Genomic DNA, 20,250 nt, shown 5'->3' on the forward strand with positions numbered 1-20,250 from the left:
TGAGTGCCAAGAATTGGTCTTGGAAATGATGGCATCTGTTCGCAATAAGATGCCATTTTATCAGCAGGGTTTGAGGGCTGTAATGCTTATCCAGCAACCTCTTTAGCTCCTTTGTCGCCCCCTCAACTAGCAGACAATAGAGGAGAAGCATTAGTTGTAGTTTTGGGATATCCCAAACTTTATCACCCCTTTGGTTTTCAAGCAGCCATAAATTATCAAATAGAATGTCCTTTTAATGTTCCTGAAGACTTTTTTATGGTGAAACCACTCTTAGGTTATGAAGATAAATATCAAGGAAAAGTTATTTATCCTCCGGGAGTTCACAATGTTTAATTCCTGGATGTTAAGTTTTTTTCGCGTAGCTTATTTTGCAAAAATTTGGAATTTTAAATTAATTTGTGTTTCCTATTTTTAGATCATAGTTATCATGTTTTTCTTCAGTTTTTTCTCCAGTATGAAGAGTATTGATAGACTGCAACATTTTTGCTCGTTTCTTCCTAGCAATTTCTTGTAAATCGACCGTTTTATCAGTCTCATCTACAATTTCACCAGTTATTACCTCCAGCACATCTTCCAAAGTAATCACACCAGCAACACATCCATATTCATCTACTACTACTGCAAGATGTTCATGGGATTCTATAAAATTTTTGAGCAGTTTGTCAGCACGAATGATCTCAGGAACAAAGCGCACTTTTCTAGCTAAATCAGCAATTTTTTGTTCACCACTTCCTTCCACCATCGCTGTCAGTAAACTCTGTTTTAAAGCAAATCCCATCACTTGATCAATAGATTCATCAATAACAATAATCCGGGTATGTTGGGAAGCAATAATATCTGCTTTTGCTTCAGCCAAGGTCAAATTACCGCGTATATATGTCAGCATAATTTGGGGTGTCATTAAATCAGATGCTGTCACATCATTTAATCTAAATACCCTCTGAATCATTTCTGCTTCATCACTTTGGATAATACCTTCTTGCTGACCAATATTTGCTAGGAGTTTGATTTCTGCTTCGTTGGTTGTTGGTCTTTTTCTCCCTTGAGAAAATGGTGCAGTGACATTTTCTAAAATCCATACTAAGGGTGTAAAAGCTAGAGAAATTCCCGTTACAGGTATGGCTGTGAGTATAGCAATTTGTTCAGAATATCTCTCACCAATTGTCTTGGGTATAATTTCTCCAAAAATAATAATCAGAAAAGTTAATATTCCCGAAAATATACCAAGCCATCTATCTCCTAATACTTGAGTTGCAATACTACCTGTGATAATACTTCCAATAATGTTGAAAATATTATTGAGGATTACTATTGTGGCAATAGGCCGATTCATGTTTTCACGAATCGCTAGAAGTGCAACTGCGGCAGGTTTTTTAAATTCCGCTAATTGTCGCACTCTCAATGTGGGAACAGATAACAGCGCCGTTTCTGTAGCAGAACACAATGCTGAACCTAAAAGCAGTACACAAACAGTAATTACTAGCTGTAACATATAATTTCCCAAGTTTGGGAATAGATAGATGGTTGGAGTTAGCTAAAAGCTGAATCAGCTAATTAACTCATTTAAGCTTTAATGATTGTAACGCGATTTGGAAATTTCTCAATATAAAAATTTTCACAGATTTTCATAATTTATTTGGCGAAACCTCAGAAGTCAAAATTCATGCAGTAAACCACCAGAAACAATACCCTGTGCTTCCAAAAATGCGGCAACTCTTAAAATCAAAGCTTCATTATAGGGTGCAGCTATTAATTGTACTCCTAAAGGTAGAGAATTTTTCTCCTTAATTGGTACTGATAAAACAGGTAAACCAATAAAAGACAATGGTTGAGTAAACAACCCTAAATGTGGACGGACAAGAATTTCTTCACCATCTAAAATCATTGTTTTTTGTCCAATTAATGGGGCAGAAATTGGGGTTGTTGGAGCAATAATTATATCTACATTGGCAAATATCTCTCTCACTTGATCTCTATACCATCTTCTAAAACGTTGTGCTTGGATATACCAAGAATGAGGAATTAAAGCACCAGCTAAAAATCTATCTCGCGTTGCTGGATCAAAATCTTGCGGACGGGATTTTAAGTTTTCTAAATGCAGATTTGCACCTTCACAAGCTGTAATTACAAATGCCGCAGCACGAGCTATTTCCGCTTCTGGTATTGTGACATATTCAGTAACATTTAAAGCATGAGCAACTTTTGCCACTGCTGCTAAAGCTGCTGGTTCTGCTTTTTGGGTAAAATAATCATCGGCGATCGCAATTTTAATCCCAGAAATATCATTATTTATTTGTGGTAAACATAAATCAATCGGACGTTTTGTACAAACCGGATCTTGCTCATCTTCACCTTGCAAAACATCAAATATTGTCGCAATATCTCTCACAGAAGTTGCAAAATGTCCGATATGATCTAAACTACTAGAAAATAATTTGACACCCGCACGGGATAACCTGCCATAAGTAGGTTTAAAACCAAAAATACCACATAAAGCCGCAGGAACACGAATAGAACCATTCGTATCTGAACCTAAAGAAAAAGGAACTAAACCCCCAGCAACCGCAGCAGCAGAACCTCCCGAAGAACCTCCCGCTATTCGTTGTAGATCATGGGGGTTACAAGTTGTACCATAATGGGCATTTTCTGTCACAAACCCATAAGCATACTCATCCATATTCAACGCACCCACCAACACTGCACCGGCTTTTTTCAACCTAGCAACTGCGGTTGCATCTTGGGTAGCTGGTAAATTTTCGGCGTTAATTTTTGCCCCTGCTAAGGTTGTTAAACCAGCAATATCAAATAAATTTTTAACAGCAAAAGGTACACCAGCTAATATACCAGGATTTTTACCTTGAGCAATTTCTTGATCTATTTTGGCAGCATCTTTTAAAGCTGTTTCTGTGGTAATTTCGGTAAAACAGTTTAATTGTTGATTTTTGGCGGCTATTTTATTTAAGGTTGTTTGGGTAATTTCAACTGCGCTAAATTTACCTGATAAGACATTTTGAGATATATTTACAGCGTCATTCATGGTTCAAAAGTAGTTGCTATTTCTATTTCTTCTGGTAAAGGGAAGTTATTGACTACTTCTGCTATTGATTTGATTCTTTCAAAATTGGCAATTACTCCATCTTTATATTCATTATTAATTGGTAATTCCAATAATAACGACATTTGTTTCACATATTCTAGGGTATTTAAATTTTGATTTTCCATGTTTTTGATACTTAATTTGTGATTTGTTATTAATCTTGTTTTATATCATATTTATTAATACTCCTTTAAATAAATATTGAATTAGCAACAATTAGAGAATTTTACATATGTCAGCAAAATAGTCTGTAATTTTTCTATCCAATCTTCAACTCCTTTATGACAAAATTCCCAATCAGCTAAATCAATCTCCCATGTTTTATCTACAGAATTTTCTATTTGTTGAAGAAATTCTTCATCTTCATATATTTTCTGACAAAACCTAGAATAATCTAACTGATATTTTTCTTGATACTTAATATCTCGGTGACGCAGTTCAGCAATTTTTACAGCAATCTTATCAAGAGTATATTGTTTAAGCGCCAAATCCATTGATTCTTGTAAATCTCCTAATGCGGATAAAACTTCAATGTATTCATCTTTAATTGATACTGTTACCATCATTTTACCTCATCATTAAGCTATTGAGATAGATTAAATTCTTTGTTAATCAGCAATATATCATCATCACAGTCTAAAGGAATAAATTTATATTTCATGTTCATCAACCTAACAAGTAATATACTAAATCATTAAACTCAATTACATCAATAATAAATATATCATATTTATTATTTAACTAATCATGCCGTAAAAATACGTAACATTGTTTTCAGATAAGATTACATAAAATCATCCATTATCATCTGCGTTTATCGGCGTTTATCTGCGTTCAATTATTGTTTAAATCCTCAAGATGAAGAACACACACCAGACGCACATAAACCAGCAAACTCCATTATTATCACCTCCAAAGTTTCTAAATTTACCCTTCTAATTACATGATTATTTGTATCACAAACATAGAGAAAATCACCAAAAAAACTCAACCCTGAAGGTTCATAAAAAACCCAACTTTCCCCACCTGATAAAATCGTTTTACACTCCCCATTGCTCAGATTCACTAATTTGATTTTATGATTATATGTATCTGCAATAAAAAGCTGATGATTAAAATATTCTACACCCAAACAATGCTGTAAACGCACATCCTCACCTACTCCATCTACATCACCAAAACCAAATAACATCCCACTACCGCAAATAGTTCTCACCTTACCATTTTCTGATATTTCCACCCCCCGAATAGAACTGGTTTCACTATCAGCAATAAACAACTCTTTACCATTTGTAGTTATCCCACTAGGTTGAGCAAATGCACATTCTTGAAAATTCCCATCTACACAACCTTCTGCGCCACTACCAGCATAGCTATGAATGGTATTTGTTAATAAATTCATTTCCCAAATTTGATGATTTCCAGACATGGTAATAAAGAGAGAATTTCCCACTTTAACTAGATCCCAAGGTGAATTTAATTCTATTTCCAAGGCTTTACCACCATGAGGATAGATGATATTACTTTGTTTCCCTGTTCCTGCAATAGTTTCTACAATTTGTTTTGGTAAATCAATTCTTCTTAAAAGATGATTTTCTGTATCAGCAATGTAGAGACTTTTAGTGTCACTATCATAAGTCATTCCTTGAGGTGCAGAAAATTCACAACTTTGAAAATTACCATCTTTTACACCCCGTTTACCTGTTCCCATAACCTGAATAACTTCCCCTTGTAAACTACTCATAATTACGCGATGATGTCCAGAGTCAGCAATAAATAAACCGTCTGGTGTAGCTAAAACTTTACCTGGAAAAGCTAAGGGTGTAATTAATGTTTGATGCTGTTTTTCTAAGGTGAATTTTAATGGTTGAATATTAATGTGATTTGGGATTTTACTCAAAATCTGAATGATCATGTTTTCAATCTTGTGAAGATGTCCTTCACCTGCAAATTGTCCAATTACATATCCTTGTAGATCAATAATCATTAAAGTAGGCCAAGCTTTGCTAGTATAATGTTCCCAAACGCGAAAATCACTATCAACTAAAATCGGATGTTCAATGTCATAACGCAATATCGCTTGACGGATATTTTCAATTTCTTTCTCGTTGTCAAATTTCCCAGAGTGAACACCAATAACTGTTATAATCTCTTGATATTTACGTTCTAAATATTTTAAGTCTGGTAATATGTGCAAACAGTTAATACAACAGTATGTCCAAAAGTCTAAAATGATAATTCTCCCTCTGAGTGCTTTTAGAGATAAGGGTTTATCTGTATTTAACCAAGGGTAATTTTCTGGTAATTCTGGCGCTCTAACACGAGGAATCATAGTAATTTTAGATTATTGTAGAAGATTATTGTAGATTTTAAGATTGAGATCAGCGTTTTGGTAAAACTTCAAGACATCAATATAAATAATTTATCTCTCTGGGTTCAGCAAGGGAAAAACCAAGCAACACAAGGAAGTGTGATGCAACGGATACCCCTTTTAGCTGTAGCTAACCCTAGTTGGGTTGCTGTTCATATCTATTGTCAGTCAGGAGAAAATTACACTTTAGGAGATAACGCTTGTATATTTCCTTTAATGAGTGTGATTAAACCTTTTTCTTTACTATATCTGTTGGAACATTTAGGAACGGCAAATGTTTTAAACTCGGTTGGTGTTGAACCTTCAGCAATGCCTTTTAATTCTTTAGAACAGTTAATAGCTGATCATGGACATCCCCGCAACCCAATGATTAATAGTGGTGCTATTACTTTAGCTGATAAGTTACCAGGTAAAAATGGAAATCATCGCACTCAGTTGTTTTGTCAGTGGTTGAATAAATTAGCCGGTAGTCAACTATATTTAGATGTAGAAATGTTGGCTTCCGTGCGTGCTACTCGTTCTCAGGTAAATGTGGCGATCGCTCAATATCTCTACCAAACTCAACACATTGAAAATATTGAATTGGCTCTTGACACTTATGAGCAAATATGCTGTATTTCTGGTACTGTGGAAGATTTAGCGAAATTAGGAAAATTATTAGCCTGTAAAAGTAGTTTTATAAATTCCCAACATCGCCAAATTGTTAACGCTTTAATGTTAACTTGTGGACTATATGAAGCTTCTCCTCAGTATGCAGTCAAAATTGGTTTACCCATGAAATCGGGTATAAGTGGGGCTTTGATAGCAATAGTACCAAATCAAGGAGCTATAGCCAGCTACAGTCCTGCTTTAGATAGTATAGGTAATTCTGTAGCTGGTCTGACCTTGATGGAAACTTTATCCCAAAATTTGCAACTGAGTATTTTTAGTTAATTGTTCTCTTCGGGTTTAATTACATTTCGATTCTTAAAATACTCACTTAATCTGTTTAACCCTGTTTTTTCTGTTGTTTCTGGTTTCAACTCCTCTGTTTCTAATGAGTCAGCGGGTGTTTTACGAATTTCAATTTCAGGAGTAGGAGTTGTTTCTACTTTGGGTTCTACCTGTGGTTGAGGAATAGGAGAAACTTCAATTTCTGGAACTGTGGGTTTTTCTACTTTGGGTTCTACCTGTGGTTGAGGAATAGGAGAAACTTCAATTTCTGGAACTGTGGGTTTTTCTACTTTGGGTTCTACCTGGGGTTGAGGAATAGGAGAAACTTCAATTTCTGGAACTGTGGGTTTTTCTACTTTAGGTTCTATCTGGGGTTGAGGAATAGGAGAAACTTCAATTTCTGGAACTGTGGGTTTTTCTACTTTAGGTTCTATCTGTGGTTGAGGTGCTGGAATTTCTTCAACTTTGGGCGTTACAGTCGGTCTAGGTTCAGTAATAGGAATCTCAACTGTGTAATTTGGGTCTACAATACCACGCACTTCATCAGCCGTAACTTCCCCTCTTACCATTCTAGAAAGGGTATCTTTACCACCCGGTTGGTAATTAATCACTCTCACTGTACTATTAAAGACATTTTTTACTGGGTTGCCTTGGTTATCAAGAAATTCTAGTTCTACCCAGTTTTTACCAGGTTTAAAACCTTTGAGGTAGACTGTTTGCCAGCGGTCAAGAATAAAACTTTCACCATTAATTGTGCAACGAATACGCCAATCGCTCATTGTGTCTTCAGGATGATCTTCAGCCATAAGATGCAAAGGCGCGTTAGTTAGGTAAAAATCCAACATAATTGGTTCAGCACCATAACTACCATTAGGACGACTATAGGTGAGAAGAGGTAAATTAGGGTCAGGGTTGTTATCGTCGGTTTTAGTAAAGACGTGAAATGTGGTTTGGGCATAAGCACCTTCATTTTTAAAGCTTTCATGCCAAGGACGAGACGCAAATACTCGTAAAGTATGAGTACCTGCGGACAACTCTGGGAATACTAAAGGCTTATTTAAGTCGTAAACAGCTATATAAGGTTGATTGTCAAGAATTACGTGCAGATGTGGTCCCAGTTGCCATTTGGGATCTTTAAAAATTGGTAAGTCCTTAACCTGAAAACGGACTGTAACAGTATTATCTTCAATTATCTCATCTGCTGTAGGCGTAAGTATTGTTACCTGTGGTTGATAACTTTCCAAATCTCCTCTTAGTTCTTGTATTAGCTTTGGAGGAGCAGTTTCTGAAAATTTACGATCAACTTGGGCAATTTCAGCAACTGGTTTTTGCTTATTAATAAATACGTCTTGTCCACCAGCTTTATCAGCACAACTACTTAAACCTAACACCAGCACCAAAGTCAAGAGCCACTTAAAAATAGGTAAGCTCTTGTTTAAGGCTTCATTAAAAGCTTGCTTTCGTTTACATTTCATGCTGTTATACCTATGATTTTATTCAGCAAAATTTATTAACTACACTTTACACCCTACACCCCAGATACCATAAACCCAGACTGGGGTATACAGCAAATTGCAGGTTTCTTAGTTATAAATTTACATCAAAAAGCCTTACATATCAACGGTTATGCTGCTGCAAACTAACTGCTGAAAACGGCAAGCTGTTGTAACTTTGTGATTTACAGAAAATTTGGTTCATCTCTTTACATCAAGATGAAAAATATGAAAATTAAGTAATATTTATCACTAAATTTACAGATTTAAATTTCAGCATAAGCAACATATCCAGTTACAACATGATGATTTATGGCTGTATTAGAGATTAACCATAAATTTTAAGAATTGTTATAGTTTGTAAATTTAATAGAAAAAGTATTGACTTTTTTACAATAGCTTTGAATATAAAAAGGCAGATATGACAATAAATCTGGCGATTTTGAATTATTGTTAAAATGTCTCCAACAAAGTACAAGTACAGACTCTATAATTCAACAGAAACAACAAATCCACAGGTCCCCAAAAAACATCTGGGGACAAAGAGTGAAATTCACTCTGTGGTGTACATGATTCCTCATTCCCTATTCACAGAGGAGGTCGAATGACGATTAGTCCTCCGGAGCGAGAGGAGAAAAAAGCAAGAGTCATCGTTGATAACGATCCTGTACCCACCTCATTTGAGAAATGGGCTAAACCAGGACACTTCGACAGAACCTTAGCTAAAGGACCAAAAACCACCACCTGGATTTGGGACCTGCACGCCCTCGCCCATGACTTCGATACACATACAAGCGACTTAGAAGACATTTCTCGCAAAATCTTCTCTGCTCACTTTGGCCACTTGGCTGTAGTGACAATTTGGTTAAGCGGAATGTTATTCCACGGCGCTAAGTTCTCCAACTATGAAGCTTGGCTGGCTGATCCATTAGGAGTCAAGCCCAGCGCCCAAACAGTTTGGCCTATTGTGGGACAAGATATTTTAAACGGTGATATGGGCGGTGGTTTCCACGGCATTCAAATCACCTCTGGATTGTTCCAAGTATGGCGTGGCTGGGGTATCACTAGCTCTTTCCAACTATACGTAACTGCCATTGGCGGCTTAGTATTAGCGGGCTTGTTCCTGTTCGCTGGTTGGTTCCATTACCACAAACGCGCTCCCAAACTGGAATGGTTCCAGAACGTGGAGTCAATGTTGAATCACCACCTATCAGTATTGCTAGGTTGCGGTTCTTTGGGATGGACAGGTCACTTAATCCATGTGTCCGCACCAGTTAACAAGCTATTAGACGCTGGTGTTGCCATTAAGGACATCCCCTTGCCCCATGAGTTCATTTTGAACAAAGACTTAATCACAGAGTTGTATCCCAGCTTTGCTAGTGGTTTAGCACCTTTCTTCACCTTGAACTGGGGAACTTATGCTGACATTCTGACCTTCAAAGGCGGATTGAACCCCGTAACAGGCGGTTTGTGGATGACTGACATTGCTCATCACCACTTAGCGATCGCAGTGCTGTTCATCATTGCCGGTCATATGTACCGCACCAACTGGGGTATCGGTCACAGCATCAAAGATATCCTAGAAAACCACAAAGGTCCTTTCACAGGCGAAGGCCACAAAGGACTTTATGAAAACTTGACCACCTCTTGGCACGCTCAGTTGGCTACTAACCTGGCCTTCTTGGGTTCCTTGACAATCATCATCGCGCATCATATGTACGCGATGCCCCCCTATCCTTATTTGGCAACTGACTACGCTACTCAGTTGTGTATCTTCACTCACCATATTTGGATCGGTGGCTTCTTGATTGTGGGTGGTGCTGCTCACGCAGCAATCTTCATGGTGCGTGATTATGATCCCGTTGTGAACCAAAACAACGTATTGGATCGCGTGATTCGTCACCGTGATGCAATCATCTCTCACCTCAACTGGGTTTGTATTTTCCTAGGCTTCCACAGCTTTGGTTTGTACATCCACAACGACACCATGCGTGCCTTGGGTCGTCCCCAAGATATGTTCTCTGATGCTGCAATTCAATTGCAACCAGTGTTTGCTCAGTGGGTACAAAACTTACACCACTTAGCACCAGGAACAACCGCACCTAACGCTCTAGAAGCAGTAAGTTATGTGTTTGGCGGTGGTGTGTTAGCTGTAGGCGGAAAAGTAGCTGCTGCTGCAATTCCTTTAGGTACAGCCGACTTCATGATTCACCACATTCACGCCTTCACCATTCACGTGACTGTGCTGATTCTGCTCAAAGGTGTATTGTACGCTCGCAGTTCTCGTCTAATTCCAGACAAAGCCAACTTAGGCTTCCGCTTCCCTTGCGACGGTCCAGGCCGTGGTGGTACTTGCCAAGTTTCTGGTTGGGACCATGTATTCTTGGGACTGTTCTGGATGTATAACTCCTTGTCAATTGTAATTTTCCACTTTAGCTGGAAAATGCAGTCTGATGTATGGGGTACAGTAGATGATGGTGTGGTAAGTCATATCACAGGTGACAACTTTGCACAAAGTGCTATCACCATCAACGGTTGGTTACGTGACTTCCTGTGGGCGCAAGCTACACAAGTAATCAACTCCTACGGTAGTGAACTGTCCGCTTATGGACTGATGTTCTTAGGCGCTCACTTTGTTTGGGCATTCAGCTTAATGTTCCTGTTCAGTGGTCGTGGCTACTGGCAAGAATTAATTGAGTCCATCGTCTGGGCGCATAATAAACTGAAAGTAGCTCCTACAATTCAACCCCGTGCTTTGAGCATCACTCAAGGTCGGGCAGTAGGTGTAGCTCACTATCTACTCGGAGGAATAGCCACCACCTGGGCATTCTTCCACGCACACATCCTTTCAGTAGGTTAAAAAATTTCAGTGAATATTTTGGGTTTTGGATCAATCTCCAACCCAAAATCCAAAATTTCACTGGTAGCAGTGATAGCAATGGCTAAAGGTCAGAGGAATCATCAACCCTATGGCAACAAAATTTCCAAAATTTAGCCAGGATCTCGCACAGGACCCAACTACGCGGCGCATTTGGTATGCGATCGCCATGGGCAATGACTTTGAGAGCCACGATGGCATGACAGAAGAAAATCTTTACCAAAAGATTTTCGCCACTCACTTCGGTCACTTGGCAATCATTTTCTTGTGGGCTTCCAGCCTCCTGTTCCACGTAGCCTGGCAAGGTAACTTTGAACAGTGGATTAAAGATCCCCTTCATGTCCGTCCTATCGCCCATGCGATTTGGGACCCCCACTTCGGCGCACCAGCAGTTGACGCTTTCACTCAAGCTGGCGCAAGCAATCCTGTAAACATTGCTTACTCCGGTGTTTATCACTGGTGGTACACCATCGGGATGCGGACAAACCAAGAACTGTATGTAGGTTCTTTGGGCTTGTTGCTGTTGGCTGCATTGTTCCTGTTCGCTGGTTGGTTGCACTTACAACCCAAGTTCCGTCCTAGCCTCTCTTGGTTCAAGAGTGCTGAACCCCGTCTGAACCACCACCTGGCTGGTTTGTTCGGTGTTAGCTCCTTAGCTTGGACTGGTCACTTGGTTCACGTTGCTATCCCCGAATCCCGTGGTATCCATGTAGGCTGGGATAACTTCCTGTCCGTTGCTCCCCACCCCGCAGGCTTAACCCCCTTCTTCACTGGTAACTGGGGTGTTTACGCTCAGAACCCTGACACTGCTGGCCATCTTTTTGGTACTTCCACTGGTGCTGGTACTGCGATCCTCACATTCTTGGGCGGTTTCCACCCCCAAACAGAATCCTTGTGGTTGACTGACATGGCTCACCACCACTTGGCGATCGCTGTGATCTTCATCATCGCTGGTCATATGTACCGCACTAACTTCGGAATTGGTCACAGCATCAAAGAAATGCTCAACTCCAAGTCCGGTTTAGTTCCCGGTAGCAAGAGCGAAGGTCAGTTTAACCTGCCCCACCAAGGTTTGTACGACACCATCAACAACTCCTTACACTTCCAATTGTCTTTGGCTTTGGCTGCGTTAGGAACAATTACTTCCTTGGTTGCTCAACATATGTACGCTCTGCCTCCTTATGCTTTCATCGCTAAGGACTACACCACACAGGCAGCACTGTACACCCACCACCAGTACATCGCTGGTTTCTTGATGGTTGGTGCTTTTGCACACGCCGCAATCTTCTGGGTTCGTGACTACGATCCCGAACAAAACAAAGGCAACGTATTAGACCGGATGTTACAGCACAAAGAGGCGATCATCTCTCACCTCAGCTGGGTATCCTTATTCCTTGGTTTCCACACCTTGGGCTTGTACGTTCACAACGATGTAGTAGTTGCTTTCGGTACTCCTGAAAAACAAATCCTCATCGAACCAGTATTTGCTCAATTCATTCAAGCGGCTCAAGGTAAAGCTCTGTACGGATTGGATGTATTATTGTCCAACCCTGACAGTATCGCCTACACCGCTTACCCCAACGCTGGTAACGTTTGGCTACCTGGCTGGTTAGATGCTATCAATTCTGGAACAAACTCCTTGTTCTTAACAATTGGTCCTGGCGACTTCTTGGTTCACCACGCTTTCGCTTTGGCTATCCACACCACCACCCTGGTACTTGTTAAAGGTGCTTTGGATGCTCGTGGTTCTAAACTGATGCCCGATAAAAAGGACTTCGGTTATGCCTTCCCCTGCGACGGTCCAGGCCGTGGCGGTACTTGCGACATCTCCGCTTGGGACGCTTTCTACCTGTCTATGTTCTGGATGTTAAACACCATTGGTTGGGTAACATTCTACTGGCACTGGAAACACCTGGGTATTTGGCAAGGTAACGTTGCTCAGTTCAACGAAAACTCCACTTACTTGATGGGCTGGTTCCGTGACTACCTCTGGGCGAACTCTGCTCAGTTGATCAACGGTTACAACGCCTACGGCATGAACAACCTCTCTGTTTGGGCTTGGATGTTCCTCTTTGGACACCTGGTTTGGGCAACTGGTTTCATGTTCTTAATCTCCTGGAGAGGTTACTGGCAAGAGTTAATTGAAACCTTGGTTTGGGCCCACGAGCGTACTCCTCTAGCTAACTTGGTTCGCTGGAAAGATAAGCCCGTTGCTCTCTCCATCGTTCAAGCTCGTGTGGTTGGTTTAGCTCACTTCACCGTTGGCTATATCGTCACCTACGCAGCGTTCCTCATTGCTTCTACTGCTGGTAAGTTCGGTTGATCTTGACTACTGGTTTTAGGTAAGTAACTAAAAAATCCCCTGCCGCAAGGTGGGGGATTTTGGTAGTATCTGACTATGCAAAATCAAAAGGAATAAGCTATTAGCAACAATAGATTTGCTAGAATTTTAGTAAATCACTAGAATAAATTTTTGTAAAAAACTATTATTTTGAAATTGTTGTAAGTTTTAAATTGTTTTAATGCTTTAGGAGCAATATGACAGAACTGCAAATACCAGAAGAATTTAAGCCTGGTTTTAAGCTACTGATAAGCATTGATGAAAAAACTTTACAGGGTTTTATTGATGCTTTTCAACAAGCACAGCCATTACAGATTAATGATTTAGTATCAGCAGTTACTTCAAGGGTTAATACTTTGACAAAAAAAGAAGTCAAAGATGTCATAGAAACTCTGATTTCTATACATAACCTTAGAGACTACCTTCAGGAAAATAATGATGCTTCTACAGATGAAGTAGTAGAAAAAATTAGTCAAGCTGTTGAAGATGATGAAGAAGTTGAGATTACTAAAGAACAAAAACAGGAATTTGAGAGGCGTTTAGTTACTTTTTTAGATTTTGATAGTATTCTTAATTTTACATCTAAAGCCATTGAAGTTATACGCGACCATGAGCGGCTATTTCAAAATTCACGGATTCACACTGATATGCGTCCTGTTTTTGAATCTGACTTAGAAGACAGTACAGCAGCGGTAGCTATAGTTAATATGCTGAAAATTGAATATGTAGATTTAGATGGTAAACATGAGTTTTTTGTAGCTTTGGATGCAAATGATTTAAAACAATTACGCGAACAGTTAGATATAGCAGATAGAAAAGTAAAAGCTATTGAGTCAATGCTAAATAAAGCAAATATTCCATACTTAAATGATCTAGATGTAGAGTAGAGGTTATAAAGATGACAGTAGCAGAAAAAGTTAGCTCTTGGTTTCCTAAGAAGCAGCGAAGTTTGAAGCACTTTCCCCTTGCTTATGTACCTAGTCAAGATTCTAATGAAATAAATAAAGCCAGCCTCACAAACAAGTTGGACTGGAATTATTTAAATCTAAAAAAAAGAGTCAGTGAGAATAATCCTAACAATTTATTCTTATTCAAAAGAGGTATATTGCCTCCCAGTAATAGTAAAGTTAAAGTATTTACAAAATATGAAGTTTTCGACCTAGTAGGTAAAACCTGTATTACAGTGAACGATGGACAAAAAATTTATGATTTGGTTCATCGACAATTACAAGCTAACCAACCTGTAGAATTAGACTTTGCAGGAGTGGAAGTTTTTGCTGCTCCATTTTTTAACTTTGCTATCGGACAATTATTGAAAGATATACAGCCAGAAAACCTCAGCAAGTTATTAAAAATAAATAATATTAAACCTCTTGGCAATCAAATAATCAGTTTAGTAATAGAAAACTCCAAGCGATACTACTCGGATCCTATTTTTCGTAGTAGATTAGACCAAGTAATAAATGAAAAATCTGATTTCACCACACTTGTTGAAGAATGGCGTGAAGAAACTCGTGGTGTGTCATCAACCAACCAAATGTGTATGCACCCTGCCTATCAACAAATTATAGGTATGGGTGAACCTGTAATACCTTTATTACTGAGAGAATTAGAGAAAAAATCTGGAAGATGGTTTTGGGCATTAAAATCTATTTCTAGAGAAGATCCTGTGCCTCCAGAGTACAGAGGAAATACAAAAGAAATGACTAAAGCATGGCTTGATTGGGGAAGGGAAAGAGGCTATAAGTGGTAGGAAATAACGCCTGGACTAAATATGTAAAAAACTTTATTGAGCGTGATTTTCCCAATTTAGTGATCCACGGATATAAGCTCACCAGTCCAGATACAACAGATTATAATTGTGTAGCTTGGGCAGCAGAAGATGATGAAAAGTGGTGGTGGCCAGATGCTCAAAATGAAGAATACTGGCCACCAGGTGTTCCTAGAGAAGAAACTCTTGAAGCTTTTCAGCAAGCATTTAAAACAATTGGTTATGAAATTTGTGAGAATGACGTATTAGAAACAGGATTTCAGAAAATTGCTATATATGCCAACTCCAATAAAATACCAACCCACATTGCTAGACAATTACCTGATGGCAAATGGACAAGTAAACTTGGTCAAGATGAAGATATAGAACATAATAATTTACAAGGTTTAACCGGAAATCCTGGTTATGGCGAGGTTGCCTTTTTGATGAAAAAACCAATTTAATTTATCAAGCGATATAAGAGTATATTTCAAATACAAGAGGAAAGGGCTAGTAACTGCTATCTTTAACAACCAATTTTTTCCTTTTATGAGACCCAAAATACACGAATCTATCCCACTAATCTGATTTGCGGTAAAAATCTTTATTTTTTTGCACATCAAAAACGAAAAATCAAGATTTGACAACACACCTAAATTGAAAAAATAGGCATTTTTGGATTAGTGGGATAAGTTCACGCTTTTGATCTCAAATCTTACACCACACCGTACAAACCCAGATAATCTAAGAGGATGTCTGAAAACTTTTTTGTGTTGCATAAAACACTTGTAAATCCCCCTTTATTCCCCTTAAAAAGGGGAACTTTGATTAATTTTTTGGGGGAATCTGGATAAAACCTGATACTTCTCAGACATCCTCTAAAAAGATGCGCCATAAGACTACCTTATTTTTATTGGTTTTAAACGATAAATCAAGGGTTTTGTGATTATACTGTGTAATAAAATCCATCAATTTTTGTTGGTTCAAGATTTCAGTGATGGTAGATCCTTCAAAATCCTTGCACCTATTTTTCTGTTTATCAGCCTCAAACCTTTAATTTCTCTAGGTTTTACATTTATTCAGCAAGCTATAACTATTCGCAGTTTGGCTATAATGAGAGCGCAAACATGATCGCCCCATCTCACCTGCTCTACAAGCAGCCAAAAAATAACCCAAAATATAAAATATTTTGGGTGGAAGGTTTAAAATATCTTTAAATTCCTACTGATTATAAATTAATTGCCCAAAATGGTCAAATATCTCCCCACAGGAGGGGTAAAAAATCAAAAATCATTGCGATTGACTACAGTATTTATTTAACTGATTCCCAAAGGTATCTGATTCTTTACCAGCACTTTTAGCTGCTGCTGTTAATGCTGAGTCAATATCTGTTCTGGCCTTTTGGATTTTTACCCTACCTGCTGTAGAAGCTTCTGCTGTTTTAGTTGTACCCAGAGCATTAGCAGCTTTAGCGATCGCTTGACTGAGATTATCAAAAACTTTCGCAAAACTACTTTGAAATTCTTGGAGTTTGGGATCTGCTAATCTTAATTCTTGAATTGATTTAGTGACATTTTGCAAATCTTTGGAGAGTTGCAAGCTAGTTGTTACTTGTGTTCCTTTATTGTTATCAATCAAAGAAGTCCCTTGATTCACAACTTTAACCAATCGTTGACACTGAGAGATTTTACTCTCATTACAACCAGTCATCAACAAAGCAATACTTAGGCTCACAGGAGCAATTACTGTATACTTACGCATGATGAATATAAATATGCTACCAGTAGTAAAAACCCATTCAGGGTAATCCAATTCTACACCCAAAATAAAAACCACTCTTAATTGAGTGGCTTTTTGAAAAATTATTGATACATCCTTACTAATGCGGATTTTATGAACACAGAACAACCACCGATGAGTAATGAAAGGGTGATGATGTTGGTAACGCTATTGACTATTTTGAGGTTAGTAGCTAGTTACTGTTTTCTTAACTAATACTAACAGATATTCACATTTACCCAAAATTTCCACTCATCTGCTCTTGATGACAGAATTACAGTAAAATCACTGTATGCTACTAGGATTCAAAACCCAACTCAAAATTAACAAGCAACAACGACTACTACTAGCGCAACACGCAGGAGTAGCTAGACACCCTTAGAATCAAGGGTTATCTTAACTTATTACTGGACTTTAGACTAAAAGCACAAAATGACTCAGGGAAGCTGAGTTGAAAAAAAGCAAAGTAAAAAATTCAAAAAATGAGAAATCAAGCAGTTTTTGGCTGTGCTTTACGTGAAGGTGAAGTACGCTTTTTAACGATAGGATAGCGAATTCTACCTTGTCTGTTCTGTCCGGTCTTTGGATACATGAACCCTGGACACAATAACCCTGAACTTCCCGGGTGCGGATGTACTAAAAATGCTCAAAAACCTTGTTACATAAAAAAGTTGCCAAGAACCCAATATTTCGCCAACGGTATCCGTATCTCGGCTTCACGTCTTGGTGTTTGCTTCCCGTTTCCTAAGCTCTCAAAATAATCCTCTAATAGATATTGATATCATATCAACTGATTGCACGATTGCGTTGATATGCCCAGATTGCCAGAAAACTAGTAATACATATAGTCCAGACAAACCATTCTAGATGTATCGCTAGATAAGTATTGTAAAATTCAGAAGCTTGGAGATGCCCTGCCCAAATTAAAATTTGAGCGTAGTGATAAAAGGGTGAGAAGGGGATTAAATTCTGTAACCACTCTGGCATTCCAGGTAATGGTATAGTACCAGAACTAAACATAGCCAGACCAATAATAAATGCACTGACTAAAGAAATAATATTTGCTTCTAATATATAACCAATAAAGAAACCAAAGATGGCAAAAGGAATAATCCCTAAAATTAGGCTGAAGAATAATATTACCCAGTCTAAAAAAGGTTGATTAATACCAACTTTGAATATTCCCAAGCTAAACATTAGGCTTGTGCCTAAAGTAGAGACAATAAAAGCAATAATAACCTTTGAGGTTAGGTATATCCAAGCTGGTAGAGGAGTGATTCTAAGTAGTTTAATCCATCCTTGTTTACGCTCAGTCGCAATTTGTATACTCAGTGTTTGAATTGCCACTATAAGTAGGTTGATAGTAGCAAGTCCGGTCATATACGATATAAAATTTGGATCATCCTTTGGGAAAATTGCTACAAGGCTATATAGTACCAATATACTTAATAAAACTACAGGTTGTCGAATTAATTTTAAAAACTCAACTTTTGTTTGTCCAAGCAACATAGACAACAAATGTCCTGGTTTGACGACTAGCTTTTCAAAATGAGAGGGTTTGTCTTTATTTGCTAACAATGACTGTTGAAGCTGTTCAAAGTTGTCAGTACAAACTTCTTGAATTTGTCCATGACTAAGTGTTAACGTTCGAGTTGCTAAATCAGATATTGCATCTGCATCTGATTCAATATGGCTAACTAGCAGAATAGTTTTTCCTTCATTTGCAAAATCTCGGATTTGCTGTAGAACTCTAACTCGTGCTTGAGGATCTAGTCCTGTAGTTGGTTCGTCTAAAATTAGCAATTCAGGATTACCGGCAATTGCTAGTGCAAAATAAAGTGATCTTTCTTCTCCTCCACTTAGCTTGTCAGAAGAAGCCCAACTATAGCGTTTATGCTCTAACTTACTTCTTGTTAGCAATTCTTGTGCAGAATATGATTTTAGATAAAAACTCCGAATAAGATTAATAGTTTCCTCAACTTTCAAACTTTCTGGCGCTCTAGTTTTTTGTAACATTAAACCGAGCTTAAGTTTAGATTCTGGTTGTTCAGGAGAGTAACCAAAAACGGTAACTGTACCTGATTCAGGCATTTGTAAACCTAATATTAGGTTAATTAAAGTTATTTTTCCTGCGCCCATTTCACCTTTGAGGATAATGAATTCGCCAGCTTGGATAGACAGGTTAACATTATCTAGAATTTTACGCTGCTTTCCACTTTCCTCAAAAGATTTAGTAACATTCTTAAGTTCAACGATATTCATCAGTAAGCTGTTGTGCATTTAATTTGTATAAGTGGAACAGGCATCTTGCCTGTTCCACAAGAGTTCAGAATATTAGGATTATACAATTTAGCTGTGTAACAGCTTAATAATCCTAAAAACTTTTTAGAGCCAAAATCTAAGAGTAACCCAAGCAAGTATTCCTACAACTGCGGCTGGGGCTAAAGGAGTACCAAAAACTGCTGTCAGAGAAATAGTTGTTAAAAATCCAACAAGAATTGTTGAAAGTTCGTATCCAGTTTGATGAATGGCAGGTTGGCAGGAAATACTAAACCAGCAATCAGAATGGGAGCTAATCAAGTAGATAATACTAGCTGCAAAAGCTAGAATCACAATAATTCTAATTAAATCTGTTGAAATAACAGAGCTTGATTGAGAGTTTTGATTTGAATTGTTTTGGGAGTTCATGATTGTGCCTTAAACGACATGAAATTTCAAAAGTCAAGAGAAAAGTCAAGATACAGCGGATTCCTTTGTTATGAGGTACAGTCTAATATTTTTAGTTTTTGACTTCTAACTTCTGTCTTAGAATCAAGTGTACCTCACGACACCGGGAAGTGCTGTAATACTCAACGGCAAAAGAATAGATCTACCGCTTGCCAATTATGTATTCCTGTAGCTGTCGCTGAACCTAAAGCTATAGCGGCTGGTAAGGGTACACCAACTAATGTTGCTCCAGCAGTTACAATTGAGCCAGTACTAATAGCAAGCCAATCTATTCCTTTAGGAATTTTGAGCTTAATACTTGTTCTTTGGTCAGAGTTTTGTTTTGAAGTAGCAATAATTTGTACTTCCCCTTTAGATTTTGCAGTTACAAAACCGTCGCTATCAACAGTTGCAATCTGGTCATTACTAGAAGACCAATATACAGTCTTATCAATCGAGCCTATACCTTTAACTGTCGAACACAATTTAGCTGTATTGTTAATGTCAAGCTCAAGTTGTTTAGGATACACAACAATATAATTAACGATCGCTGGCAGAACCTCTAACTGAATTAGTGCTTTTTTACTATTATTTTGGTTAGATGTTGCTGTAATCGTGACACTGCCAGGCGACATTGCCTCTAATTCCGCAGTGTGTCCGTGTCCAAGAATTATTGCTACACCTGAATTGCTAGAAGACCAAGTAATATCTTCACTATTACTTCCTAATCCTTTAACTGTTGCAGATATTGTTTTAATTTCTCCAACTCTCCAATCATTAGACCTGTCCGAAAATTAAAAAGGCAGTCTGTGTATGGCTTTGAGGATGTTCTCATTTCAGCCAGACTTGACGTAATCATCAGGGCTAGAGATAGTTACTGTTAGTATAGCCCGGAAAAAATG

18 protein-coding genes are annotated in these 20,250 nt (G+C 38.2%); 8 read left to right on the top strand and 10 right to left on the bottom strand.

Annotation, left to right across the window (positions count from 1 at the left end):
• Positions 1 to 111 precede the first annotated feature (111 nt).
• Positions 112 to 333, top strand: coding sequence for a hypothetical protein (locus tag FFR48_RS13535; RefSeq protein WP_137667713.1), 222 nt, complete (start codon positions 112 to 114; stop codon positions 331 to 333).
• A gap of 58 nt (positions 334 to 391) precedes the next feature.
• Here the strand turns inward: FFR48_RS13535 and FFR48_RS13540 are convergent, their stop codons facing one another.
• The 5 genes from FFR48_RS13540 to FFR48_RS13560 all read right to left on the bottom strand — a co-directional run bounded on the left by FFR48_RS13540 (position 392) and on the right by FFR48_RS13560 (position 5,429).
• The gene (locus FFR48_RS13540) at positions 392 to 1,492 is read right to left on the bottom strand and encodes a hemolysin family protein (RefSeq protein WP_137667714.1); all 1,101 of its coding nucleotides are present in this window, start codon (positions 1,490 to 1,492) and stop codon (positions 392 to 394) included.
• A gap of 162 nt (positions 1,493 to 1,654) precedes the next feature.
• On the bottom strand, positions 1,655 to 3,037 hold the full coding sequence (locus FFR48_RS13545; RefSeq protein WP_137667715.1) for an AtzE family amidohydrolase: 1,383 nt from the start codon (positions 3,035 to 3,037) through the stop codon (positions 1,655 to 1,657).
• Entirely contained in the window at positions 3,034 to 3,222 is a 189-nt protein-coding gene (locus tag FFR48_RS13550) for a DUF4089 domain-containing protein (RefSeq protein WP_096565405.1), read from the bottom strand. Before FFR48_RS13550 ends, FFR48_RS13545 begins: the two co-directional genes overlap by 4 nt.
• An 81-nt stretch (positions 3,223 to 3,303) precedes the next feature.
• Positions 3,304 to 3,663: a hypothetical protein gene (locus FFR48_RS13555; RefSeq protein ID WP_137667716.1), complete on the bottom strand. Its 360-nt coding sequence runs from the start codon at positions 3,661 to 3,663 to the stop codon at positions 3,304 to 3,306.
• 287 nt (positions 3,664 to 3,950) lie between these two features.
• On the bottom strand, positions 3,951 to 5,429 hold the full coding sequence (locus tag FFR48_RS13560; protein WP_137667717.1) for a thioredoxin-like domain-containing protein: 1,479 nt from the start codon (positions 5,427 to 5,429) through the stop codon (positions 3,951 to 3,953).
• Between the two features lie 57 nt (positions 5,430 to 5,486).
• Between FFR48_RS13560 and glsA the strand changes: the two genes are divergently transcribed.
• Complete coding sequence (gene glsA, locus FFR48_RS13565) at positions 5,487 to 6,401, top strand: glutaminase A (protein WP_137667718.1); 915 nt, start codon at positions 5,487 to 5,489, stop codon at positions 6,399 to 6,401.
• Here the strand turns inward: glsA and FFR48_RS13570 are convergent.
• Positions 6,398 to 7,876 (bottom strand): hypothetical protein, encoded by a 1,479-nt coding sequence (locus tag FFR48_RS13570; protein ID WP_137667719.1) that lies wholly within the window; start codon positions 7,874 to 7,876, stop codon positions 6,398 to 6,400. The two genes, glsA and FFR48_RS13570, sit on opposite strands and share 4 nt — an antisense overlap.
• Before the next feature lie 622 nt (positions 7,877 to 8,498).
• Between FFR48_RS13570 and psaA the strand changes: the two genes are divergently transcribed.
• From psaA to FFR48_RS13595, 5 genes are all read left to right on the top strand, one after another.
• Positions 8,499 to 10,754: a photosystem I core protein PsaA gene (gene psaA, locus FFR48_RS13575; RefSeq protein WP_137667720.1), complete on the top strand. Its 2,256-nt coding sequence runs from the start codon at positions 8,499 to 8,501 to the stop codon at positions 10,752 to 10,754.
• Between the two features lie 109 nt (positions 10,755 to 10,863).
• The gene (psaB, locus tag FFR48_RS13580; RefSeq protein WP_096565394.1) at positions 10,864 to 13,095 is read left to right on the top strand and encodes a photosystem I core protein PsaB; all 2,232 of its coding nucleotides are present in this window, start codon (positions 10,864 to 10,866) and stop codon (positions 13,093 to 13,095) included.
• Positions 13,096 to 13,310: 215 nt separating this feature from the next.
• Entirely contained in the window at positions 13,311 to 14,000 is a 690-nt protein-coding gene (locus FFR48_RS13585; protein WP_137667721.1) for a hypothetical protein, read from the top strand.
• Positions 14,001 to 14,011: 11 nt separating this feature from the next.
• Complete coding sequence (locus tag FFR48_RS13590) at positions 14,012 to 14,866, top strand: STAS-like domain-containing protein (protein ID WP_201277618.1); 855 nt, start codon at positions 14,012 to 14,014, stop codon at positions 14,864 to 14,866.
• Positions 14,860 to 15,327 (top strand): DUF7689 domain-containing protein, encoded by a 468-nt coding sequence (locus tag FFR48_RS13595; RefSeq protein ID WP_137667722.1) that lies wholly within the window; start codon positions 14,860 to 14,862, stop codon positions 15,325 to 15,327. Before FFR48_RS13590 ends, FFR48_RS13595 begins: the two co-directional genes overlap by 7 nt.
• An 826-nt stretch (positions 15,328 to 16,153) precedes the next feature.
• Here FFR48_RS13595 and FFR48_RS13600 read toward each other — a convergent pair.
• Positions 16,154 to 16,624, bottom strand: a complete 471-nt coding sequence (locus tag FFR48_RS13600) for a hypothetical protein (protein WP_371851447.1) — start codon at positions 16,622 to 16,624, stop codon at positions 16,154 to 16,156.
• 310 nt (positions 16,625 to 16,934) lie between these two features.
• Between FFR48_RS13600 and FFR48_RS13605 the strand changes: the two genes are divergently transcribed.
• The gene (locus tag FFR48_RS13605; RefSeq protein ID WP_236104069.1) at positions 16,935 to 17,024 is read left to right on the top strand and encodes a helix-turn-helix domain-containing protein; all 90 of its coding nucleotides are present in this window, start codon (positions 16,935 to 16,937) and stop codon (positions 17,022 to 17,024) included.
• Between the two features lie 404 nt (positions 17,025 to 17,428).
• On the opposite strand, the gene FFR48_RS13610 is transcribed toward FFR48_RS13605, so the two are convergent.
• The 3 genes from FFR48_RS13610 to FFR48_RS13620 all read right to left on the bottom strand — a co-directional run bounded on the left by FFR48_RS13610 (position 17,429) and on the right by FFR48_RS13620 (position 20,106).
• Positions 17,429 to 18,904, bottom strand: a complete 1,476-nt coding sequence (locus FFR48_RS13610; RefSeq protein ID WP_162501883.1) for an ABC transporter ATP-binding protein/permease — start codon at positions 18,902 to 18,904, stop codon at positions 17,429 to 17,431.
• A 123-nt stretch (positions 18,905 to 19,027) separates the two neighbouring features.
• Positions 19,028 to 19,255, bottom strand: a complete 228-nt coding sequence (locus tag FFR48_RS13615; protein WP_137667724.1) for a hypothetical protein — start codon at positions 19,253 to 19,255, stop codon at positions 19,028 to 19,030.
• A 236-nt stretch (positions 19,256 to 19,491) separates the two neighbouring features.
• Positions 19,492 to 20,106: an Ig-like domain-containing protein gene (locus FFR48_RS13620; RefSeq protein WP_307722523.1), complete on the bottom strand. Its 615-nt coding sequence runs from the start codon at positions 20,104 to 20,106 to the stop codon at positions 19,492 to 19,494.
• Positions 20,107 to 20,250 lie beyond the last annotated feature (144 nt).

This window comes from Sphaerospermopsis reniformis (genome assembly GCF_005402885.1).
GTDB lineage: Bacteria > Cyanobacteriota > Cyanobacteriia > Cyanobacteriales > Nostocaceae > Sphaerospermopsis > Sphaerospermopsis kisseleviana.